Genomic DNA, 21,832 nt, shown 5'->3' with positions numbered 1-21,832 from the left:
ACAACCTGCACTTTTACATTTTGAATGTCACATTCATACTCTTTACCCTCGTGCTTGCCTTATATCCTATCCGAGCTGCGCAATCTTTGAATTACGAGCCAGCCCAGCCTTGCCCCACTCATTCTCGGTGTCACTCCTCAGGCATTCGCCGGAGCGAATAAGTAGTTCAATACTGCCGCCGCCTCCTCGGGTGAGCGGTGAGCTTGCACGACTTCGTTCACATCAAACTTATTGCCGTCGGAATCATAGAACACAAAATTAATGCCGCAGCTTCCGCGGTCCTTCAGCTCCTGTACGTCTACGCCGCCGGAACGGAGACGATCATAAATGTGCTCAATCTCCCTTACCTCGAACGTAAACCGGAACATCTCATATCCGGACTTATCGCGGAACTGGCTGTCAATATTACCTTCCGTTTCAACCAGATGCAGCCATTGTCCGTCCGCCAGCTTCATAATGGCGTGATTTTCTTCCGGATTATAGGGCATTGCCCACTCCAGTCCAAAATGCCGCTGCCACCATGCCGCCGATTCAAGCGGATTTCTCACAGGCACATATACCGAGCAGACCGCCCTCATCGCATTTTTCCGCCCATCCTTAGAAAGCTCCGTCACCGCAATCCTCTCCCTTTTCCCCGTTATTCCTTTTCCTTACAGCTTAATAAACGCAGCAGCCGGTAAAAACCAAACAGAGCCTGCCAAATTATTATTGGCGTGAAATCACGCTAAACCCATTGCCGTCGGGGTCACGAAACACAAACTGCAATCCCTCTCCTATGTGTTTGAGCTGCGCAAGCCGGAGTCCCGTTTCGTTCACTCCGATATAGGCGCGGCAAATCGCCTCAGGATCCCGTCTGCGAAAGGCATCGACCAGCGCGTCAATTCGTACAGCAGCTCCTCCTTCACCCGCCTTTGAAGCAGACTTCGCCCGCTCCGTCTCGTGCTCTTGCAGGTCCGGATGCTGCCCGGCCAGCATCCTTAGCCTTGCCCGTGCCCGTCCCAGCGTGACCTGCACCGCAGACTCCTTCATACGCACATATGCCGCTGTTTCCTTAGCCGTAAAATCAAATACATCCATCAGCAGCAAAATAACGCCCATCCGAGGCGCAAGCCGGCCCGCGAGCAGCTCCAGCAGTTCGAGAGTCGACAGCTGCGAATCCGTCTCCCCACGCTCTTCCAGCTGCCCGGCCAGCGATGATGTCCGCAGCTTATTTTTTCGCTGCCGATCAATCCAGGCATTCTTGACGATCCGGTATACGTACGCTTTCGTAACGACACGTTCCGGCTCCCTCCGGATCGCCTCCGTCAGCTTCAGCCATGCCTCCTGCGACAAATCCTCGGCGTCCCAGTGATTTCCCGCTATATTGGCACTATATTTAGCTATCAACGTTTTCCAGTCCATCTCTATCCATTCCACCTTATCTTTGCAATTCCTCCTTCGCCCGTAAACCTTCTCTCTCAACTTCCATATTGATTTTCTCTTGATACAGTTGATACAATGTAGACAACTGTACAAAAATCTGTTCGATAGAAAGGAATTCCATGTCGACTTATCCTTATTTCCGCATTAAAGAAGATATTAAAAAAAGAATTTTAGAAGGAGAATGGCTGGGCGATACGCGCCTGCCATCCAGCAGGGACTTTGCCGAGGCTTATAAATCCAGCGTCAATACGGTGGAAAAGGCGATTAAAGAGCTTTGTGAGGAAGGCATGCTGCGAAGGGACAAACGCCGGGGCACCTATATCGAGAATGGTGTCGTATCGCCAATGGGGCAAAGCCGCTCCGGGCTGATCGCCGCATCCGTTGTCGGCATCGACAACCCGCTTTGGGCTTCAGCGCTAAGAGGTATACAGGATGTACTGCAGCTGCGAGGCTTCCACTTGCTCAGCTATAGCGACGACCGCGATCTCGACAAGCTGGAATCACTGATCAAAGGCGCGGTAGCCAAACGGGTCGACGGCGTTATCCTCAGTCCCATCTATGATCATAATCATGATGAACGCAACCAGCGGCTTTATGAACTGCTGAAGAACAACGGCATTAAAGTCATTTTTCTCGACCGCTATATGTATAACAGCGATATCCCGTTTGTCACCAGCGACAACGCCGCCGGCGCCTATCAGCTGACGAAGCTGCTCATCGACAAAGGGCATCGCCGCATTCTGTTCATTCGCAACTCCGATCTGAGCACGTTTAACGAACGTCTTCTTGGTGTTAAACAAGCGTTTTTAGATTCCGGCATTACATTCGATCCTGAACTGGATGTGCTGCTGCCGACCCAATCCGAGAACTTCGCTGATGAATTCGAGGCGTACAGCTCCACGCTGGCTTCCCTCATCGCTGAGAGCGGCTGTACAGCGATCTTCTCCGCGAATGATCAGCTGGCAGAAGCGGCAATTGCGGCCCTGGACAAGCTCAATTTGCGCATACCTGAGCATATCTCTTTAGTTACCTATGATGCGCTCAACCTCAACCTGAAGCTGAAGCTTGATATTACGGGCGTCAATCAGCCCTTCTATGACATGGGGCGTACGGCCGCGCTTCAACTGATGAATTTGCTTGAGGGCAAGGAGCATCTGTCTGTACTCGGCCAAATATGCAAAGGCGAGCTCAATCTAGGCAGCTCCATCGGCAAGGTGCCGCAAGCAGCCCTCAAATAACCTCATTTCGCTCTTACAAAGAGAGACCGGATTTCAAATCCGGTCTCTCTTTTTTTGTATCATCTGTATTATATATATTAAAAATATAATTTAATTATTGACACAGAAAACATTCAGATTTATGATAAGGCTGTCAAATAACACAGTATTTCGCATTCTGTATTATAGTTTTAATACAATAACAGCTCAGAAACTCACATACACCATGAATCAGCTTGCCTGAAGTCTGAATTACTGCTCCGATTGTAAGCGCTATCGTTCTTCTTTCGAACGAAGCCTTCAATATATTTTATGATCATTAAGGGGGTAACGCAGTGCAAAAGCGGTATAGCAAAGTGTTTATGATCTTATTGGTGTCCATTATGATGACAGCGCTTGCTGCAGGTTGCGGGAACGGGTCAAACAAAGGAAACGACGGCAATTCTTCCGAGCCGGCGCAGACGAATGATTCGAAAGGAAAGGAGCCGGCAGGCTCCGGCAAAAAAGAGAAGCTCGTATATTACGGATTTTCCGAATGGACAGCTGATCCGACTATCGCTCCTGTTCTGGAGGAGCTGAAGACGAAGTTTGCAGCTGAGAATCCAGGCTATGAAGTGGAGTTCCAAAGCGATCCTTGGGGAAGCTGGGAAACGAAATACAAAGTAATGTTCGCCAGCGGCAACGGGCCGGATGTCTTCATCGTCAACAACCCGGACTTCCCGGCGTTCGCCAATTCCGGCTACCTGCTTGACCTTGGCGCATCGCTCGGCGAAGACGCCTTCAAGGATTTCTTCCCTGGCATCTTGTCGATGTACGACTGGAACGGCAAGCATATGGCGCTTCCGTACACAACTGATGCACGCGTTCTCTGGTATAACAAAGAAATTTTCAAGCAAGCCGGACTTGATCCGGAAAAACCGCCAGCGACCTGGAGCGAGCTCAAGGAATATGCTGCAAAAATTACAGAAGCAACAGGCGGAAAAGTGGCAGGCTTCGGCATGGATCTGGGTCTGAAGGAATTCCCGTCCCAAAGCCTGTTCACAGCCTCCCCAGGCTCCATTATTGAAGTGAAGGACGGCGCCATTACGCCAAACGTCAATACTCCGGAGTTCAAAGGCTACTTGCAGCTGCTTGCCGATATGAAGCCTTCTTACGAAGCCGATTATGCGACGCTGGATCACCTGAAGCTGGGCACGCTGTTCGCTCAGAAAAAGGTCGCGATGGTCATCGCAGGCACATGGATCACCGACCAGAATGCGGATCTGAAAGGCGCAGACTTCTACGGGCAAGCGCTTGTTCCGAAGATGGATGCTAATGCACCGGACGGCTCATTCGGCGGCGGCTTCGGTATCGCCGTAGCGGCAAATACGAAGCATCCGGAAGCGGCTGCCAAGCTGGCTCAAATGCTGACCTCGGTTGACTTTAACGCCCGGACGATGACGGACGTGCCGGCCAACAACGCATCGCTTGCCGTATCCAAATTCGCGACCGACCCGGCCTATGCGATTTTCCAAGAACAAATCAAGTTCGCGAGACAATCGCAGCCTAAAACGCTCTATTACAAAGAAATCGACTCGGCTGTCTATGACACCGTTACGAAAGTGCTCGTCGGAAAGCAGCCTGTCGACAAAGCGGTTGCCGACCTCGAGAACAAAATTAAAGAAATTGCAGCACAAAAATAAACCGGAACGGGGGGAGCGCCTTAACCCGCCTCTCCCCTCTTCCTAAAGCCAGAAGCCAGGAGACATGCATATGACGACAAATAAGCGGCTGCTTCGCAAATTTGTTCCTTACCTTTATCTATTGCCTTCGCTGGCGGTTATCGTCAGCTTGTTGGCCTATCCCTTATTCTACAATCTGTATGTCAGCCTTCACCGCTGGCAGCTAAGCAAGCCCGACAAGCCGTTTACCGGCTTTGCGAATTTCAAGGATATTCTCACCGACGATATATTCAAGCATGTTTTGCTAACGACGATTATATGGACGGTATGCGGCGTTGTATTGCAGATGGCAGCTGGACTGCTGGCGGCTTTGTTCGTGGACGAGAGAAGGAGAAGCAAAGGCATTCTTCGCTCCGTACTCCTGTTGCCTTGGGTATTGCCAGGCGTCGTGACCGCTTTAATGTGGAGCTGGATGCTCCAGTCGGATATGGGGATCGTGAACGATATTCTCCGCTACCTGCATCTGATTGATAAAGATATCTCATGGCTGGGGCCGGATATGGCGCTTGGCACCTTAGTATTCGTCAATACCTGGAAGGCGTTCCCGTTCTGGTTCCTGATGCTGCTTGCCGCGCTTCAGGACATTCCGGACGACCAGCTTGAGGCAGCCCGGATTGACGGCGCCCGCTGGTTCAGCATCGTCCGCTATATTAAGGTGCCTCATCTGACACCTATCATCGGTGCGACAGGCGTCATTACGACGATCTGGACGCTGAATTATTTCGACCTGATCTGGGTGACTACGAAAGGCGGCCCGATGGATGCGACCTCTACCCTTCCCATCTATACCTACCGGCTCGCTTTCGAGTTTTTTGACTTCGGCAAATCCTCAGCAATGGCGCTGATCAGCTTGGTTATTATCGGCATTATTTGCTCGCCGTATATGCGCGCCATGCTGAGATCGGTTAAGGAGTGAGCATCATGAAAGCCATTAAGAACATATGGAATACAGCAATTATCGCCTTCATTATGGTCGTCATCTTATTTCCTCTATATTGGCTGTTCGTTACTTCGGTGAAAAAGTCGGATGAAATCTTTCGCGATCCGGCAACCTTGATTCCGAATATTTTCACCTTTGAGCATTACAAAGCGGTGTTTCAAGGCTCGGCCATTCCGACCTATTTTCTGAACTCCGTAATCAATACAGCAGGCACCGTACTCATCGTGCTCGTCATCGCAAGCTTTGCGGCCTATAGCATGACCCGCTATGCGTTTAAGGGGAAGCTGCTTTATTTCACCGTCATTCTATTCGCACAAATTATGCCGCTCACGACGCTGATCGTGCCGCTGTATGTGATGTGGGGCAAGCTGGACATGCTTAACACGCATGCCAGCATTATATTGACCAACTGCGCGATTTTGCTGCCGATGGCGATCTGGCTCCTGACCGGCTATTTCAAAAGCGTGCCGAAGGACATCGACGAAGCAGCGAAAATCGACGGCTCCTCCTCGCTGGGCATCTTGTTCCGCATGGTGCTGCCGCTGGCCCGCTCCGGTCTGGTAGCGGTAGGCTTAACTGTCTGCATCACCGCTTGGCAAGAAATGATGATCGCGATGACCTTTATCAATTCCGATCAAATGCGCACCTTGCCAGCAGGCATCAACACGTTCATTACGAAATCCGGCATCCAATGGGGCCCTTTAAATGCAGCAGGAATCGTAACAACCCTGCCTGTCCTGGTCGTATTCGTCGTTTTCCAGAAAGCGCTCGTCAAAGGCCTTACCGCCGGCGCAACCAAAGGCTAGCCCATTTATTATTCGACTATCATACCTGCCCATCAGGTTTCCGGAGGCGTTCATCTTGCATGATAAAGAGAGATTATTTCATATTGAAAAATGGATAAGGGAAAAAGAGAATTTGCTGTACCGCCCTCTTGGCCCTGTCGACTTCACCTATTCGCCATCGGACAACTGGCTTTATGTTGAGGAAGCCGGCTCGCTTCCTTACGAAGCGATGCAACCTCGCACAGAGTGGGGCAAAACGTGGCAGTACGGCTGGTTTAAAGCTGCTGTTGAGCTGCCGCCAGAAGCTGCGGGCAAGCGTGTCGAGCTCCAGCTGAATCTGGGCTCCGAGACTACCGTTTACGTTAACGGCAAACTCGCCGGGGCGATCGATCTGCAACATAAGACCATTACATTAGCAAAAGAAGCCGTCCCTGGCGATACGTTCGAGATCATTGCGGAAGCCTATGCCGGGCATGACCGGGATTTGCCGGTCTACCAACAGTCCCGCATCGCCGTGCTTAACGAGGAGCTGTATCAGTTTTTCATCGATCTGGAGGCGCTGTATCAGCTTCGAACCGGTATCGGCTCCGCTCCGCTGCGGGCAAGCGAAATCGACAACGCCTTCGACCGGCTCATTACTGAGCTGGACTGGAATGGAACCGGTGATGTACTGGAAGCAACAGCCCGTCAAGGCCGGGAAATCCTGCAGCCTCTGCTGGCATGCGTCAATGGATCGACAGCGCCCAAGCTGTTCATGATGGGGCAATCCCATCTGGATATCGCCTGGCTCTGGCCAATTGAGGAGACGAAGCGGAAGATTGCCCGCACTTTGTCCAATCAGCTTGCGCTGCTGGAGGAGTATCCGGAATACAAATATGTGCAAAGCCAACCGTATTTGACCCATTTGACCAAAGAGCTGTATCCCGAATTGTACGAGCGGGTCAAGCGTTATGTCGCTGAAGGCCGCATCATTATGGAGGGCGGCATGTGGGTAGAGCCGGATGCCAATATTCCAAGCGGCGAAAGCTTCGTCCGCCAGTTCCTCTACGGCAAAGCCTTTCTGCGGGAGGAATTCGGTGTCGACAGCCGGATGCTATGGCTGCCCGACGTATTCGGCTACTCCGGCAACCTGCCGCAAATTATGCAAAAATGCGGTGTCGATTATTTTGCCTCCGTCAAAATGTTCCAAACCTACGATAACGCCGGAGACACCTTCCCCCATAATACGTTTACCTGGGAAGGCATTGACGGCTCTGCCGTTCCGGTTCACTTGCTCGACTACGGTCCGTTTCCGAATCCGGCGGATGTCAGCTACGCCCTCTTCCAATGGAATGAGCGTATACAGAAACACGGCATTTCGACCCGTCTCGTGCAATTCGGCTACGGAGATGGCGGCGGCGGCGCGAACCGCAATGATCTTGAGTTTCTAAGACGGATGAAGGATCTCGAAGACGTGCCGCGCACGGCGATCAGCTCGCCGATCGAATACTTCGAGGATTTGGAGCAGCGCGGCATACCGGCTAACCGCTACGTTGGAGAGCTCTACTACTCCGCGCATCGCGGTACGTTCACTTCCCAGGCGAAAATGAAACAGGGCAACCGCGCTGCTGAAGCTGCTCTGAAAGAAGCCGAGCATCTCAGCACACTTGCCGCGCTCTCAGGGCGCTCTCCGTATCCGAAGGCTCAGCTTGATGCGGCATGGAAGGAACTGCTGCTGCTTCAATTCCATGATATTTTGCCGGGCACATCCATTCGCCGGGTTCATGAGGAAGCCGAGAAAGCCTATGAAGCTTTGCTTGCATCGATCGCTGAGCTTAGCCGTTCCGCGGCGCAGGCCATTATAGAGGCTGGAGAAGATGGCAACGGCCAACACACTGCTGAAGGAGTCACGTTATTCAATGTGCTTCCATGGGATCGGACGACGATAATGGAGCTCCCTGAAGGGTTCTCTGGCGCAGCGGACAATTTGGGCCGTACGCTCCCTGTTCAAAGCGATGGCGACAAGCGATACGTGCGGGCAAATCTGCCGGCAAGCGGTTATATTTCACTGGAGTCTGCTGTTTCTGTGGGCGCAGAGGGTAGCCGTGTACATGCTGCTTGCGACCGGTTAGAGAATAGCCTGCTGCTCGTTACATTCAATGAGCGCGGCGAAATTGCAAGCATTTGGGACAAAGAGAGCCAATCCGAGTGGACACACGGGGTGAGCAACCGGTTCCGCATGTTCCGCGATCAAACGTCGAGCTATGATGCCTGGGAGCTGGACCGGCGGTATAGGGACGCCGAGATGGAGCTTCCTGAGCCTGCTCAAATTACAGTAACCGGCAGCGGACCGCTGTTCGCGGAAATCCGGATTGAACGCAAGCTGAATGAGTCCACGCTCATCCAGACGGTTCGTCTGCACGCAGACAGCCGCCGCGTCGACTTCCATACTTCAATCGATTGGAAGGAAAGCCACAAGCTGCTGAAGGTCGGCTTCGACGTTAATCTGCATACGACAGAAGCGCTCCATGAAATTCAATTCGGGCATGTCAAACGTCCGAACCACTATTCAAGGCCGCATGACGCAGACCGTTATGAGGTGAGCCAGCACCGCTGGTCCGCTTTTGTCGAAGGCGATCGCTGCTTCGCCCTTCTTAACGATTGCAAATACGGTATTAATACGTTTGGAAAAGAAATGAATCTGACGCTGCTCCGTTCCCCTGGCTATCCGGACGAGCGCGCGGATCAAGGCTTGCATACTTTCACTTACTCGTTCCATGTATGGAATGAAGGCTTTGTCACCAATCCTGTAATCCGGGAGGCAGCGGAACTCAACACACCGGTGCTTGCTATGCCGGGCAGCTCTGCCGCATTCCGCGGACTGGTGCTGGCCGGGAAGGCGAACATTATCGTCGATACGGTCAAAATGGCCGAGGACAGCTCGGGCGCAATCATCGCGCGGCTCTATGAATGCAAAGGCATGTCGACCAGCAGCTCCATTTCTACAAGCTTCAGCTTCACGGATATTCGGGAAACTGATATGCTGGAGCTGAACGAGGACGGGGGCGCTGGCGAAGTTAAGCTGCTTTCTTTCGATGATTCAACCAACGAAACGACGATGCATTTTACGCCTTTCGAAGTAAAGACGATCCGAATCATGCCTGCATAATGCTTGCATAAGGAGTGAAAAGACCGTAGCTTCGGCAGATACTGCCGGAACTGCGGTCTTTTGGTTCACTCTATTCAGCTGATAAATCCAGCCATTCTCCATCCTCCGGTATAAGAACCTGCTGCTGCAGCCCTTCCGCCTCCAAATATTTCCGCAAATCCGCCCTCGTCGTATAACAATGGTTAATCGCGTCCATATGGACGGCAACGACTTTCGTATAAGGTGCATGACGGCATACGTTTGCGATATCGGCTGTATCCATTGTGATCGGATCGCCTTCGATAAATCGCGCGCCGCCCGCATTCACAACCGTTACATCCGGATGATAGCCGTCAAGCGCTTCCTCCACCTCGCTGCACCAGATCGTATCGCCCGCAATATAGATAGATGGCTCTCCTTCCGCTGTCAGCAGAAAGCCCGACACCTGCCCCATCATTTTACCGATATCGCCAGTGCCGTGCTGCCCTCCGAACCGCCGGATAGAGATGCCCCGAAAGCTTGCCGTTTCTTGGATCGGCGTAACATGGCTGAAGCCTGCCTCGGCAATTGCTGTTTCATCGCCCGGCTGGCACAAAATCGCAGTCTCGTGCGGAATCGCTTGCCTTGCTGCCTCGTCCCAATGATCATTGTGCAGATGGGTGATGATCACAGCGTCCGGCAGAACCTCCGATTCATAGGCCGCCGGAAGCGGCACGAGCGGATTTCGCCGGTTATTTGCCGTGTTGATAATAGGCGGACTTGATCCCGCTTCGGAGAGCATTGGATCGAGCAGCAGTTCCGCTCCTGCATATTGCAGTCTTAACGTAGCATTGCGAATTAATTGCAGCTTCATCGTACTACACCTCTTCATCTATAATTAGTCATTTCATTGATTATCGTTCTGCTCTCATTATAAAATAAGAGGCGACACGGCTTACATAACCTCATGAAACGATTAGCCGGTTATGACTTTCACGCTGAAAGGAATTCAAGTATGCCAAGCAATGAAATGATTGACGAGGTCGATCTGCGGATTTTGAACAGCTTGCTGGAGGATGCGACCCGCTCCCATAAAACAATCGGCGAGCTCGTGCATTTAACAGGGCAAGCGGTCGGAGCTCGTATCCGCAAGCTTCAGGACATGGGCGTCATCGAAGGCTATACGCTCCGCTGGAATCCCGAGAAGCTCGGCCTCGTGATCTCTGCGTTTATTATCGTATTTCTGCAGTCAACTGAAGCCCACAAGTCTCTGCAAAAATATATCCAGAGAACCGAGTGGATTACAGAGGCGCACCGCGTCAGCGGCGAGGGCTGCTATTGGCTGCGTGCGCAGGCCGCTTCAACAGAAGCATTAACGGCCTTTTTGGACGAGCTGCTGCAGTACGGCAACTATAAAATCAGCATTTCCATCGACCGTTTGAAATAGACGATTTTGCTGCCCCGAACAAGAAAGAGAGGCTGTCCCGAAGTTCATGGAGGGACACCTCTCTTTTTGAATCATCCTCTGAAGCAGCTCTACCGCACGGAAAGCTGTTCAAAATGCAAATGTACATTTTGATTTGCCTTTAAAGCCTTCAAATCGCTGTCAAAATGCAAAAATACGACGGCGTACAATAGTTTGTGTACCAAGATTTGGAGCCTATTCAGGCAACAAAAAAGTAGGGTATCCTCGGGATTGCTGAGATCACCAAGAAGGAGCCCTACTCAATGACTACTATACCCGAAAACACGCTAGCTAATCTATTTGAAAATCTTGTTACGCAATTTGTTCAGGAAAATCTTGAACGGATCATGCAAGCTGAAATTGCATCGTTTATGGATTCGGACGCATCCGATTCACATAATAGTCGAAATGGCTACTACAAGCGTACCCTTCATACGAAGTATGGCAATATTGAAGAGCTGTCGGTCCCTCGTGACCGCAACGGCTTGTTTCAAACGCAAGTTTTTGAGCCCTACCAACGTCGCGACGGATGGTTAGAGGAGGCGGTTATTCAAATGTATAAAAGCGGAATGGGGACGCGGGACGTTGCCCGTTTCATCGAAAGTATGTTTGGCAGCCACTACTCGCCGACGACCATCAGCAACATCACTGCGACCGTATTAGAAGATATTCAGCAATGGCAGGTTCGTCCGCTTTCGAAACGATATGCGGTCATTTACCTAGACGGACTCTACGTAAAGCTGAAACGCAGTACGGTAAGTGGGGAAGTGATCTACTTTGCCATGGGAATCGACGAGGAGGGTCACCGTCAAATCCTTGGTTTCTACATCGGTGGACAAGAAAGCTCAAACGGTTGGCGTGAGGTGCTGAAGGACCTTTATAGTCGCGGGGCTACAGAGGTGCTGCTTGGGGTTTTTGACGGATTGCCTGGACTTGAGGATGCTTTTCGGGAAATCTATCCGAAAGCGGATGTGCAGCACTGTATTGTGCACAAGGTTCGCGCTACCTTTCCTAAAATTCGTGTGGAACACAAAACCGACTTTCTTAACGATCTCAAAACCATTTACAATGCGATGAACCATGAGATGGCTTTAATGGAGTTTGACACAGTCAAAGCCAAGTGGGGAAAGTTATATCCTAAAGAATTGAAATCGTGGGAGAACCAACTGTCGACCCTGCTGACCTTCTACAAGTACCCCGATGCGATCAAGGATGCGATCTATACCTCTAACCCGATTGAACGCATGAACAAAGAGTTTCGCAAACGTCTTAAACCTATGAACAGTCTCACCAATATGGATGCTGCAGAGAAGGTCGTTTATCTCCAGAGCATAGACTACAACGAGAAGTTCGCGGAACGCGTCATTCGAGGGTTTGGTGTCCCGGAAGCGCAAAAGAAACTCCGCGAACTTTTCGAAGAACGCTATCCACAAACTTAATTTACAAGCGACGGAGATTGTCCCCAAGCGACATCTCCATCTTCTCGATGGAAATCCTACTTCCTTACACAAACTTCTTGACGCTACCAAAAATACATTTGAAATCCGCTATTTTCGCCTTCAAGAGGCTATTTTGGCCGATCAGCCTGCACTTTTGCATTTTGATGCGATAAATCGCCCCTAAAGCGGCAAACAAAATGCACTTTTACATTTTGATGTGCGCACAGTGCACGGGGACCCGCTCGCATAGTACTTAGCTGACTGTGCAGCAGTGGTTTACCGTAAGCATCGCTAACAATTCAGTTTCGGCTGCAGGAATGGGTAGGGCCTGCATCTTTTAAATAGCAGACGATGGTCGTGCACACAGCCCCGCTTCCTTCTTAAGGCACCTTCACGACAAACGGCACCGTGAACACTTTGCCGTCCTGCTGAAATTGCCCCCATATTTTATACACGCCGCTGTGCGGAAATGTTGTCATAAAGGAGGCATCCGGTCCTGACGACAGCTCTTCCGTTGGATGTACGTGCAAATATTGCTCGGCATCCTCGCTTAAAACAACGACATGTCCTACCGCGCCCAAGTAAGGCTGCAGGTTGGATATCGGCTCCTTAGTGCCGGCATCGGCGATTTGGAATTTCAAGCTCAGCTCCATATTCGCCATCAGATGATCAATCGAGAGCGTAACCTGCTTGCCATCCACCGTCTTAACCAGCTGCTCGTCCGGCTCGATCGGCTTCAGCGCAGGCGCATTGCCCTGAACGGTCATCCACTCACTGCGGTTCAGCGCGCTGCCTCCCTCAAGCTTAAAGTCAGCAATCCATTTGTATTCGCCGGCAGCAGGCAGGCTGGTCGTGATACTAAACTGTCCTCCGCCCTCATAATCAGGGTGAATATGGCTAAAGTAGGATAAATCCTTGCTGACGATAATCAGATGCATTTTTTTCTCGTGCACCGTCTCAAAGGCATCATAAGGCTCGCCATCCGGCGCCTGAATCCGTATCTTTACGACGAAATCCTCATTTGGCTTAACGGAATCATTGGAGTAGGAGAACAAGGCTTGCGCATTGGAAGTGACCCCCTCCTCCGAGCCGCTATTATCCCCGTGTCCTTCATGCTGGCCGCTGCTCTCGCTATTGCTGCTCCCATGGCTGTCACCATGATTCATTGCGGGCTCTTCGGTTTTGCCCCCGGATTGCCCGCATCCCGCAACCAGCAGAACAGCCGCCAGCATCGTTGTGAATAGTATTCGCTTCATAAAGTCCTCCTCGTCATTTCTCTGCATCAGCTTCGCCTTGCCTGCCCTTATCTATTCCTTACCGTCTTACCCGCTGCAGCCGCAGCGCATTCAGCACAACTGAAACGGAGCTAAGTGCCATAGCTGCTCCGGCTACCCATGGCGCCAGCAGGCCAATCGCCGCAATCGGAATGCCCAGCGTATTATAGCCAAGCGCCCAGAACAGGTTCTGCTTAATGTTGGCCATCGTTTTCCGGCTCATATAGATCGCATCGGCAATGCCTGTAAGCTCTCCCCGCATTAACGTAACGTCTGCCGCTTCCATCGCAATGTCCGTGCCGGTTCCAATTGCAATGCCGACATCGGCCGTTGCCAGCGCCGGAGCATCGTTAATACCGTCGCCGACCATGGCGACCTTCTTGCCCTGAACCTGCAGCCGCTTCACTTCATTGGCCTTGCCTTCCGGCAGCACTTCGGCCAGCGTATGCTCGATACCGACTTGACGGGCGATCGCTTCTGCCGTCCGTTTATTGTCGCCGGTCATCATAATGACTTCGATGCCCATCTGTTTCAGCTTCGCAATTGCTTCCTTCGATGATTCTTTTACCGTGTCCGCAACAGCTACTATCCCGGCATATTGGCCGTTAATAGCCGCCAGCATTGCGGTTTTTCCCTCAGACTCCAGCCGTTCCATGCCCTCGCCGGCGCTTCCGAAGTCGATCCCCTCCCGCTGCATCAGTCTGCGCGTTCCTACAAGCACCTTCGCTCCCCCGACTGCAACAGCTTGGATGCCGTAGCCCGGAATAGCTTCGAATTGCTCGATAGATGGCAATACAATGCCTTTTGCCTTTATGCCTGCAACGATCGCTTCCGCCAGCGGATGCTCAGACTGCTTCTCGGCTGCGCCGATTAAACCAAGCGCCTCAGCCTCATCCATACCCTCGATGAATACGTCCGTCAGCTCCGGTTTGCCTTTCGTAACGGTACCTGTTTTATCAACAACCACCGTCTCCACTTTCTCCATTGCCTCGAGATGCTCTCCGCCCTTGAACAAAATGCCAAACTCCGCAGAACGGCCCGAACCCGCCATGATCGACGTTGGTGTTGCCAGCCCCAGCGCACACGGACAAGCGATAACGAGTACGGCAATCGCTTTCTCAAGCGCGCCTCCAAATTCACCCGGTTCAACAAGCAGGAACCAGATCAGGAAAGTGAGAAGCGCGATACCGACCACAATCGGGACGAAAATACCGGAAATTTTATCCGCAACACGCTGAATTTCCGCCTTGGAGCCCTGCGCCTCCTCAACCACTTTAATAATTTGCGCCAGCGCCGTTTCTTTCCCGATACGGGTTGCTCTTACGGTAAGACGGCCGTTTTTGTTGACGGTTGCGCCTATTACGGTATCTCCGGCTTGTTTCTCCACCGGCAGGCTTTCCCCCGTAAGCATCGACTCGTCAACGGCCGAAGCCCCTTCGACAACCTCGCCGTCAACCGGAATTTTCTCACCCGGCTTCACTAATACGATGTCGCCAACGATCACACTCTCGACCGGAATTGCCAGCTCTTGCCCGTCACGGATGACGACTGCTGTTTTCGCCTGAAGTCCCATCAGCTTCTTAATCGCCTCCGACGTCCGGCCTTTGGCCAATACCTCGAACAGCTTGCCTAATATGATTAACGTAATGAGAACCGCGCTTGTCTCGTAGTAGAGACTAGGGGCGCCGACGCCATGCCCATGCGCCGCTTCCGCATTCGCAGCACTCCATTGAATCGTTAGATATAAGCTGTAAAAATAAGCTGCCGACGTTCCCAGTGCGACCAATACATCCATATTCGCACTCTTATTGCGCAGTGCCTTGTACGCTCCGGTGTAAAAATGTCCGCCGATGACGAATTGCACAGGCGTTGCCAGCGCCAGCTGCACCCACGGGTTCATCAGAAAATCAGGCAAGTAAATCCAGGATGTGAATGAGAAGTGGCTTACCATCGCCCACAGCAGCGGGAAGGACAGAATTGCCGATACGAGCAGCTGCAGCTTTTTGCTGCGCAGCTCCTGCTGCTTTTTCTCCTCGCCCGATTTGCCCTCTTCCTTCACGACCGCTTGATAGCCAAGCTGCACAACCTTATCCGTCATCGCCTGCTCATTCACTTCTGCCGCGTTGTATTCTACATGCGCCGTCTCCATCGCAAAATTGACGGTAGCCTTCGTTACACCCGGCAGCTTATTTAAGCCCTTCTCGATACGATTCGCGCAGGCTGCGCAAGTCATCCCGCTAATGTCCAACGTAGTCTGTTCCTGTCTGGCTTCCAACGCAATCACCTCTTCTCCCGCATACCCTCAGGGGGTATATTTGATTCAAAAAAAATATGCTGCTTATTTAAACTCATCGCTGCTGGTTTAAAAAAGAGCCGCTTGCGCGGCTCGGGGTTAACCGACTACGTCGTAGCCTTGATCTTCGATAGCCGCTTTGATGTTATCCAGCGTAACTTTGGACTCGTCGTATTCGACTGCAACAGAGCCTGCGGACAAATTGACTTTACCAGTCGCGCCAAGCTTCTGAACGGCGCCTTCCACCGAGTTTACGCAATGATTGCAGGACATCCCTTGTACTTTCAAGTTTGCTGTTGTCATGTTTAATAGCCTCCCATTATTTGATTAGTTTATTCATCGTGACCATAAGCTCTCGAATCACGTCATTGTCGCCTTCTTGTATCCGTTCGATCACACAGCTATTCAAATGGTTTTCCAGAAGCAGCTTTCCTACACTGTTTAATGCCGACTGAATCGCCGCGATTTGATTAAGAACGTCATCACAATACGTATCCTTCTCGATCATTCCCTTAACACCGCGAATTTGCCCCTCAATCCGGTTCAGCCTGGAAACCATATTGCTCTTCGTTTTGTCCGAATGGTGGCTCTTTCGCTCAGAGCCTGTATGGCAGCTTGCTTGCTCCAGCGTTTCAACCTGTTCATCAAGCTCTTGATGCGCCATCTGCATAACCTCCTTTCGAAAATAAATATACCATACCCCCCTGGGGTATATCAAGTCATTTTATTTCTTTTTTAGCCTATTTATTTATAAGCTCGTTTATAAGCATTTCATTCATTTTAAAATCTAGTTTTCACTAGCAACGTAACCGGTCCCCATACAGCTTACTCGTATCATTGCCGGCCGTTTGTTCTTCTATGATGCCACTTCTTTGGATTTTCCGATATTCCGCATACCTGTGATGATGCGCTGCGGGCTCGATTAGGATTCTAGAAGGTTAACCCGTTCCCGGGTTTCATTCTTTTTGTACTGCGTCGGCGATTCCCCCATCGTGCGCGTGAACAGAATCGTAAAATAATTCGCATTCTCATAGCCTAAAAACCCGGCGATTTCCGCCACCTTCATCTCCGTGTTGACGAGCAGGCGCTTCGCTTCTCCCATGCGGCGATACAGCATATAGTTGATAGGCGAATCATTGTATTTATGCTTGAACACATGCGAAAGATAATAAGCGTTCATGTGAAAATGGTCGGCAATGTCTTTCAATTGCACATGCCTCAAATAGTTCAAATCGAGGTATTCCTTAATCTGAACCGCCAGCGAATCGGGATCGCGGTCCTTAACGGCCGTCTGATCCACTTGAACAAGCCGCTGAATCCAAGTAATAAGCGTAACCAGCAGGCTTTGTAAAACAATGCTATGGCCGCGTTCCTGCTGCGACGATTCTTCGTGCATCGATGCAAAAATCATGCTGATTTTCCCCGCATATTCTCTGGTCTTAATATACGGCGAGGCATTGCGCGGGATGAGATCATGCTCGCATATGCCTTCAATATTGGGATTGGCTACGCCGCAATAATATAGGGTAAGCGGGCAAATCGGCGAGGAGCACTCCTCATGAAGAACGCCCTGATTGTAAATAAGCAGATCGCCCTGCTGGACGGCATACGGCTGCCCGTCGATTTTGATGACGCCTTCACCCTCTGCAATATACACCATCTCGCTGAGCTCTTTATGCTGATGGCTCGGAAAGCTCCATTTGGGATTTCCGCTTATTTTGCCAATATAGACTAATGTAGGGGATACTGCTGTCATGACCGATGCTGCTCCTTTTTACACCGCATTTGTTATTGCTCCCATTAAAACGCAACCAACACCAAAAAGCAATATGTATCATCTTTTCTTACGATCAAGCCAAGATCGTTTATTGTTTTGGCGTACCATTGCTTTTATGATTAGCTTACGTTTTTTCAAAACGACCATTCAGAATACAGCTCTTCAACGGGCTGTAAATTCGTCACATAAAAAGGAGAGTTTTTAACGATGGCAGCAATAAATTCGCCCTTTACATTGAAGGGCCTGACGCTCAAAAACCGCATTGTCATGCCTCCCATGTGCCAATATTCAGTGTCCGCTAAAGACGGGGTTCCAACGGACTGGCATTTCGTTCATTATGTATCCCGAGCAGTTGGCGGAGCCGGCCTCATCATTGTGGAAATGACGGATGTCGAGCCGGACGGCCGCATCACGGACAAGGATCTCGGCTTGTGGTCCGATGCGCATGTTCCGGCTTTCAAACGAATCGTCGATGAGGTTCATAAATATGGAGCCAAAATCGGCGTCCAAATCGCTCATGCGGGCCGCAAAGCGGAGGATGCGGCACAGCCTGTCGGCGCTTCCGACGTTCCGATTCAAGGCGAAAGCCGTAAAGCGCCTAGAGCGCTAAGTACGGATGAAGTAAAAGCAATGGTCGTTAAATATAGGGAAGCGGCAAGACGCGCAGTCGAAGCTGGCTTCGATACAATTGAGCTTCACGGTGCGCACGGCTATCTGATCCACCAATTCCAATCCCCGGGCATCAATAACCGTACCGATGAATATGGTCAAAATTATGCTCTTTTCGGCGTGGAAGTAATTGAGGCGGTACGCAGCGTGATGCCTGCAGATATGCCGCTCATCTTGCGTATTTCGGCGATTGAATATATGGACGGCGGCTATGATTTGGAGCATTCCATCGCGGTTGCGAAGCAATATCGCGACGCTGGCGTCGATATGTTCCATGTGTCGACTGGCGGCGAGGCGCCTCCCGGAGCGCGGAAACCGGGATTCCACCCCGGGTATCAAGTTCCTTATGCCCGCGCATATCGGAAAGAGCTTGGCGTGCCTGTCATTGCCGTAGGCAATCTGGATGATCCGTCGCTGGCAGAGGCCACTTTGGCCAATGAAGATGCGGATCTCGTTGCGGTAGGCCGCGGTATGCTGCGTGATCCGTATTGGGCGCTGCATGCGATTCAGCAAATCGCCGGGGCTGGCGAGCCTCCCGTTCAGTATGAGCGGGCTTTCAAGAGATAACATAAGTGTGTAAAGAAAATGCAAAGAGGGTGTCCTTTCGCAGAATGAACTGCGGAGAACACCCTCTTTTTTCGCGTTGATGCTTTGATGCTTTGATGCTTCAATGGTTATATTTTCGCCAGCTTGGCCATATCCTTGCTCTCTACAATAGCGGATGGGTAACCTTTAGTAACCGTATGAATCATCGCGATTCCCAGCTCTTCAAGTGTAATGGCATAGCTAGGCATAAGCCGCCTAACGACAGGATAAAGCCAAGTAATTGCAGCGTAGAAACGGTGGGCGTTATGCAGCCCTTTTGTCGGATGGATATAGGCCGGACGGAACATATAGGCTCCTTTGAAAGGAAGACGGAGCAGCGCGTTTTCGGTTTTTCCTTTTACCCTCGCCCACATGCTCCTTCCTTGCTCGGAGGAATCTGCACCGCTTGCAGACACATAGCAGAATACCATGCCCGGATTGCGGTCGGCCAGAATCTCCGCCATATGGAGCGTAAGGTCGTACGTAACTTTGCTGTACGTCTGCTCGTTCATGCCGACTGACGAGACGCCTAGGCAAAAGAAGCAAGCGTCGAAAGGGGCAAGCTGTTCCGCGATGGAGGACAAGTCCAGAAAATCAGCATGGATGATTTCTTTAAGTTTGGGATGGCTCACCCCAGACGGTTTGCGGCCAATAACCAGAATCTCCTGTACTTCGGAAGAACGCAGACATTCATGCAAAACGCCTTCGCCAATCATGCCGGTTGCTCCAGTGAGGATAACTTTCATTTTATTGATCTCCCCTTTTTCGCTTTATAATAATAATTGAATAATCATTTATAAAAGAACGGATAAAGCCGTTATTAGGCTTTAATCGCATCCCAGCTCATTCCAATGACTTGCTGCAAATGTTCCTCTGTCACTTCCAATTGACCTTTAAATTGCGCGTGAGCCAACTGAGTAATCGGAAAATAACAATACGTAAGCAAGAAAGTCGTCTCTGCCGGCTTTAGCTCACCATAACGCTTCCCTTTTTCAACAAAGTCGAACAATGGGGCAAACATCGGCGTGGTGTCCTCTACACAAAGCTTTTGCATCAGAGGAGAGGTCGAAAATTGCTCGAGGAACATAAAGTAATCCTTGTTCTCCATAATAAAGCCCATGGAATTGCGCATGAACAGCTCGCAAGCAGCCTTTACGCTCAGCCCGTCATGAACGCCTTGCATGAGCCGTCTGCTCATCGTCTCCTTCACCTTCAGGTAAAGCTTGACGAGCATATCCTCCTTATTATCGAAGTAAACGTAAATCGTCGCGGCGGAAACGCCCGCGCGCTTGGCGATCTTGGACATCGAAATATCCGAAAATCCAATCTCGTTAAGCAATTGTATCGTTGCGTGGAAAATAGCTTCGCTCTTATTCTCGTCTCTATGTCTCATGCGACCTATAATAAACAATCGTTCGATTAAAGTCAACGATGCAAGTGAGTGCGCAATGCATCACCCTGTGATTCTGAGCAGATTAGCTTCATTTCGCTCACCGTCCCGTGTCACCGCTAAGCCCTGTCCTCGCTGCCGTTACCGTTATCGTTGCCGAGCGAACCAGATTCGCTATTTTACGAACCAGCCTTCGCTATCTGCTCCCTTTTCGGTAGACCGTCAGCCTGGAGCGAACTATTTTTCGCTTTCCATGAACCTAGGTTCTCCATTTGCGAAAATCAGTTCGCTATATGCTCACATCTACAGCACCGGACGCCTCCCAGCGAACTTGCCTTCGCTATTTTGCGAACCAGATTCGCTGTTCTGCTCAGACCGCTGCTGAGCGAACCACATTCGCTATTTTACGAACCTGCCTTCGCTATCTGCTCCCTTTTCGATAGACCATCGGTCTGGAGCGAACTAATTTTCGCTTTCCATGAACCTAGGTTCTCCATTTGCGAAATTCAGTTCGCTATATGCTCACAGCTTCCCAACCAGACACCATTCAGCGAACTTGCCTTCGCTAATTTGCGAACTAGCTTCGCTGTTCTGCTCAGACCGCTGCCGAGCGAACCACATTCGCTATTTTACGAACCTGACTTCGCTGTCCCCCCTCGTCGTTGCACAGTGTACTTTGCTTCGCTGAATACCCGTACCGCAGCGGGCAGCAAAGCAAAGCCAAGGGAAGCTAGGCTTCACTTGGCCCCTTACCCTTCAACCTAACGCCGCAGCCGCTCAAGTGCTGCCCGATACTTTTCCACACGCTGGTGATCTACCGCAGAAGGCTCCTTGATTCTGGACAGATCCATATTTTCTTGGATATCGGCGATTTTCACCATCCGAGCGATGGGGTTGGCAGCAGCACGAGCAACGAATGCATCATAGCTCTCACCCTCCTGCTTGGTAAGCACCCGCACCGCATCTACAATTTCTGCAGAAAATCCCAACTGCCGCAACTGCTCCAACGTCACATCACTGTCCTCAACGACATCGTGCAGGACGGCCGCTATTTTCTCCTCCATCGTACTCACACGGTTCATGACCGCCAGCGGATGCAAAATATAAGGGACTCCACCTTTGTCGGTTTGCCCTTTATGCGCTTGCAACGCAATGGAAATCGCTGTTTCGATATTCATCTTAACATTCAACTCCTGCTCTAATTACAATCCAGTGTAAGCTAAAAGTTAGATGAAGGCCATTGGTCCACGGTCATCGTTTTCGTAAAAGGGAGACCCATATAGTTGTACCTGATCGTTATTTGTTCAATCTTTTCATCCGAAATAATCCGAACACCATAGTTAATCGGGGTGTCGGTTCTTCCCTTGTATTTCTGCACCTCTTCCGCGTCCAGCTTCGGGCCGATTTTCATCGCATCTACGGCAACAAATTTGATATTAGGGTCCTCCTCCAGTCCGCTCCCTGCAACCAAATGCTGCGTATAGCTCACAATCAGCTGCACATCTTGAGCAGGCACCCTTTTTCCGTTTACAGCCACATCGGTCAGCTTAATACCCCAAAACCCGTTATTAACCAATCCGATGATAAGCGTCTCACTTTCTGCAATCGTAGTTATACCATCCGCCTTAAGCGGTCTTTGAGCAGCTGCAAAAAAGCCCAGGAACACGATGAGTATCACAAGACCAGCAATTGCGATCCACTTGCCCCTTTTCCTCAGCGTCCTCACCCTTCCGTCGTCTACCTCTTCAA

Annotated in this window: 21 protein-coding genes; 9 read left to right on the top strand and 12 right to left on the bottom strand. The window is 50.9% G+C overall.

The window, feature by feature from the left end; translation table 11 throughout:
* Positions 1-137: 137 nt before the first annotated feature.
* On the bottom strand, positions 138-614 hold the full coding sequence (locus tag ACFVVF_RS12980; RefSeq protein ID WP_387809760.1) for a VOC family protein: 477 nt from the start codon (positions 612-614) through the stop codon (positions 138-140).
* Positions 615-705: 91 nt separating this feature from the next.
* Entirely contained in the window at positions 706-1,401 is a 696-nt protein-coding gene (locus ACFVVF_RS12975) for an RNA polymerase sigma factor (protein WP_387809757.1), read from the bottom strand.
* A 140-nt stretch (positions 1,402-1,541) separates the two neighbouring features.
* Between ACFVVF_RS12975 and ACFVVF_RS12970 the strand changes: the two genes are divergently transcribed.
* The 5 genes from ACFVVF_RS12970 (at position 1,542) to ACFVVF_RS12950 (ending at position 9,233) form a co-directional block, all read left to right on the top strand.
* Entirely contained in the window at positions 1,542-2,660 is a 1,119-nt protein-coding gene (locus ACFVVF_RS12970) for a GntR family transcriptional regulator (protein ID WP_387809754.1), read from the top strand.
* 314 nt (positions 2,661-2,974) lie between these two features.
* Complete coding sequence (locus ACFVVF_RS12965; protein WP_387809751.1) at positions 2,975-4,321, top strand: extracellular solute-binding protein; 1,347 nt, start codon at positions 2,975-2,977, stop codon at positions 4,319-4,321.
* Positions 4,322-4,391: 70 nt separating this feature from the next.
* Positions 4,392-5,276, top strand: a complete 885-nt coding sequence (locus ACFVVF_RS12960) for a carbohydrate ABC transporter permease (RefSeq protein WP_387809748.1) — start codon at positions 4,392-4,394, stop codon at positions 5,274-5,276.
* 5 nt (positions 5,277-5,281) lie between these two features.
* Entirely contained in the window at positions 5,282-6,106 is an 825-nt protein-coding gene (locus ACFVVF_RS12955; RefSeq protein ID WP_387809746.1) for a carbohydrate ABC transporter permease, read from the top strand.
* 55 nt (positions 6,107-6,161) lie between these two features.
* Positions 6,162-9,233, top strand: a complete 3,072-nt coding sequence (locus ACFVVF_RS12950; RefSeq protein WP_387809743.1) for an alpha-mannosidase — start codon at positions 6,162-6,164, stop codon at positions 9,231-9,233.
* Positions 9,234-9,303: 70 nt separating this feature from the next.
* On the opposite strand, the gene ACFVVF_RS12945 is transcribed toward ACFVVF_RS12950, so the two are convergent.
* Entirely contained in the window at positions 9,304-10,065 is a 762-nt protein-coding gene (locus tag ACFVVF_RS12945; protein WP_387809740.1) for an MBL fold metallo-hydrolase, read from the bottom strand.
* Positions 10,066-10,206: 141 nt separating this feature from the next.
* On the opposite strand from ACFVVF_RS12945, the gene ACFVVF_RS12940 reads away from it, so the two are divergent.
* Together ACFVVF_RS12940 and ACFVVF_RS12935 are read left to right on the top strand one after the other, a co-directional pair.
* Positions 10,207-10,638: an Lrp/AsnC family transcriptional regulator gene (locus ACFVVF_RS12940; RefSeq protein ID WP_387809737.1), complete on the top strand. Its 432-nt coding sequence runs from the start codon at positions 10,207-10,209 to the stop codon at positions 10,636-10,638.
* Between the two features lie 281 nt (positions 10,639-10,919).
* Positions 10,920-12,095: an IS256 family transposase gene (locus ACFVVF_RS12935; RefSeq protein ID WP_387809734.1), complete on the top strand. Its 1,176-nt coding sequence runs from the start codon at positions 10,920-10,922 to the stop codon at positions 12,093-12,095.
* Positions 12,096-12,475: 380 nt separating this feature from the next.
* On the opposite strand, the gene ACFVVF_RS12930 is transcribed toward ACFVVF_RS12935, so the two are convergent.
* From ACFVVF_RS12930 to ACFVVF_RS12910, 5 genes are all read right to left on the bottom strand, one after another.
* On the bottom strand, positions 12,476-13,351 hold the full coding sequence (locus tag ACFVVF_RS12930) for a hypothetical protein (protein ID WP_387809731.1): 876 nt from the start codon (positions 13,349-13,351) through the stop codon (positions 12,476-12,478).
* Positions 13,352-13,409: 58 nt separating this feature from the next.
* On the bottom strand, positions 13,410-15,602 hold the full coding sequence (locus ACFVVF_RS12925; RefSeq protein WP_387811422.1) for a heavy metal translocating P-type ATPase: 2,193 nt from the start codon (positions 15,600-15,602) through the stop codon (positions 13,410-13,412).
* A 159-nt stretch (positions 15,603-15,761) separates the two neighbouring features.
* Entirely contained in the window at positions 15,762-15,965 is a 204-nt protein-coding gene (copZ, locus tag ACFVVF_RS12920; RefSeq protein WP_188888177.1) for a copper chaperone CopZ, read from the bottom strand.
* Between the two features lie 16 nt (positions 15,966-15,981).
* On the bottom strand, positions 15,982-16,326 hold the full coding sequence (locus ACFVVF_RS12915; protein ID WP_188888176.1) for a metal-sensitive transcriptional regulator: 345 nt from the start codon (positions 16,324-16,326) through the stop codon (positions 15,982-15,984).
* 258 nt (positions 16,327-16,584) lie between these two features.
* Entirely contained in the window at positions 16,585-17,418 is an 834-nt protein-coding gene (locus ACFVVF_RS12910; RefSeq protein ID WP_387809727.1) for an AraC family transcriptional regulator, read from the bottom strand.
* Between ACFVVF_RS12910 and ACFVVF_RS12905 the strand changes: the two genes are divergently transcribed.
* Together ACFVVF_RS12905 and ACFVVF_RS12900 are read left to right on the top strand one after the other, a co-directional pair.
* A complete protein-coding gene (locus ACFVVF_RS12905; RefSeq protein ID WP_387809724.1) occupies positions 17,417-17,644 on the top strand; it encodes a hypothetical protein in 228 nt (75 codons plus the stop codon). The two genes, ACFVVF_RS12910 and ACFVVF_RS12905, sit on opposite strands and share 2 nt — an antisense overlap.
* A 2-nt stretch (positions 17,645-17,646) precedes the next feature.
* Positions 17,647-18,675: an NADH:flavin oxidoreductase/NADH oxidase gene (locus ACFVVF_RS12900; RefSeq protein ID WP_387809721.1), complete on the top strand. Its 1,029-nt coding sequence runs from the start codon at positions 17,647-17,649 to the stop codon at positions 18,673-18,675.
* A gap of 107 nt (positions 18,676-18,782) precedes the next feature.
* Here the strand turns inward: ACFVVF_RS12900 and ACFVVF_RS12895 are convergent, their stop codons facing one another.
* The 4 genes from ACFVVF_RS12895 to ACFVVF_RS12880 all read right to left on the bottom strand — a co-directional run bounded on the left by ACFVVF_RS12895 (position 18,783) and on the right by ACFVVF_RS12880 (position 21,809).
* Complete coding sequence (locus tag ACFVVF_RS12895; RefSeq protein WP_387809718.1) at positions 18,783-19,439, bottom strand: NAD-dependent epimerase/dehydratase family protein; 657 nt, start codon at positions 19,437-19,439, stop codon at positions 18,783-18,785.
* A gap of 74 nt (positions 19,440-19,513) precedes the next feature.
* Positions 19,514-20,086 (bottom strand): TetR/AcrR family transcriptional regulator, encoded by a 573-nt coding sequence (locus ACFVVF_RS12890; RefSeq protein ID WP_387809715.1) that lies wholly within the window; start codon positions 20,084-20,086, stop codon positions 19,514-19,516.
* A gap of 758 nt (positions 20,087-20,844) precedes the next feature.
* Positions 20,845-21,261 carry an HD domain-containing protein gene (locus tag ACFVVF_RS12885; RefSeq protein WP_387809713.1) on the bottom strand — a complete coding sequence of 139 codons (417 nt, stop codon included), beginning with the start codon at positions 21,259-21,261 and terminating at the stop codon, positions 20,845-20,847.
* Positions 21,262-21,302: 41 nt separating this feature from the next.
* On the bottom strand, positions 21,303-21,809 hold the full coding sequence (locus ACFVVF_RS12880; RefSeq protein WP_387809710.1) for a hypothetical protein: 507 nt from the start codon (positions 21,807-21,809) through the stop codon (positions 21,303-21,305).
* Positions 21,810-21,832: the final 23 nt, after the last annotated feature.

This window comes from Paenibacillus sp. NPDC058174, from assembly GCF_042883865.1.
GTDB lineage: Bacteria > Bacillota > Bacilli > Paenibacillales > Paenibacillaceae > Pristimantibacillus.
This window is presented reverse-complemented; position numbering and strand designations above follow the sequence as displayed.

Excerpts from the sequence above, each read along its gene's own strand:
- ACFVVF_RS12975 (WP_387809757.1), bottom strand. The coding sequence starts at position 1,401 with ATGGACTGGAAAACGTTGATAGCTAAATATAGTGCCAATATAGCGGGA.
- ACFVVF_RS12970 (WP_387809754.1), top strand. The coding sequence starts at position 1,542 with ATGTCGACTTATCCTTATTTCCGCATTAAAGAAGATATTAAAAAAAGA.
- ACFVVF_RS12960 (WP_387809748.1), top strand. The coding sequence starts at position 4,392 with ATGACGACAAATAAGCGGCTGCTTCGCAAATTTGTTCCTTACCTTTAT.
- ACFVVF_RS12955 (WP_387809746.1), top strand. The coding sequence starts at position 5,282 with ATGAAAGCCATTAAGAACATATGGAATACAGCAATTATCGCCTTCATT.
- ACFVVF_RS12945 (WP_387809740.1), bottom strand. The coding sequence starts at position 10,065 with ATGAAGCTGCAATTAATTCGCAATGCTACGTTAAGACTGCAATATGCA.
- ACFVVF_RS12940 (WP_387809737.1), top strand. The coding sequence starts at position 10,207 with ATGCCAAGCAATGAAATGATTGACGAGGTCGATCTGCGGATTTTGAAC.
- ACFVVF_RS12935 (WP_387809734.1), top strand. The coding sequence starts at position 10,920 with ATGACTACTATACCCGAAAACACGCTAGCTAATCTATTTGAAAATCTT.
- ACFVVF_RS12930 (WP_387809731.1), bottom strand. The coding sequence starts at position 13,351 with ATGAAGCGAATACTATTCACAACGATGCTGGCGGCTGTTCTGCTGGTT.
- ACFVVF_RS12925 (WP_387811422.1), bottom strand. The coding sequence starts at position 15,602 with ATGACTTGCGCAGCCTGCGCGAATCGTATCGAGAAGGGCTTAAATAAG.
- copZ (WP_188888177.1), bottom strand. The coding sequence starts at position 15,965 with ATGACAACAGCAAACTTGAAAGTACAAGGGATGTCCTGCAATCATTGC.
- ACFVVF_RS12915 (WP_188888176.1), bottom strand. The coding sequence starts at position 16,326 with ATGGCGCATCAAGAGCTTGATGAACAGGTTGAAACGCTGGAGCAAGCA.
- ACFVVF_RS12905 (WP_387809724.1), top strand. The coding sequence starts at position 17,417 with ATGACCGATGCTGCTCCTTTTTACACCGCATTTGTTATTGCTCCCATT.
- ACFVVF_RS12910 (WP_387809727.1), bottom strand. The coding sequence starts at position 17,418 with ATGACAGCAGTATCCCCTACATTAGTCTATATTGGCAAAATAAGCGGA.
- ACFVVF_RS12900 (WP_387809721.1), top strand. The coding sequence starts at position 17,647 with ATGGCAGCAATAAATTCGCCCTTTACATTGAAGGGCCTGACGCTCAAA.
- ACFVVF_RS12895 (WP_387809718.1), bottom strand. The coding sequence starts at position 19,439 with ATGAAAGTTATCCTCACTGGAGCAACCGGCATGATTGGCGAAGGCGTT.
- ACFVVF_RS12890 (WP_387809715.1), bottom strand. The coding sequence starts at position 20,086 with ATGAGACATAGAGACGAGAATAAGAGCGAAGCTATTTTCCACGCAACG.
- ACFVVF_RS12885 (WP_387809713.1), bottom strand. The coding sequence starts at position 21,261 with ATGAATATCGAAACAGCGATTTCCATTGCGTTGCAAGCGCATAAAGGG.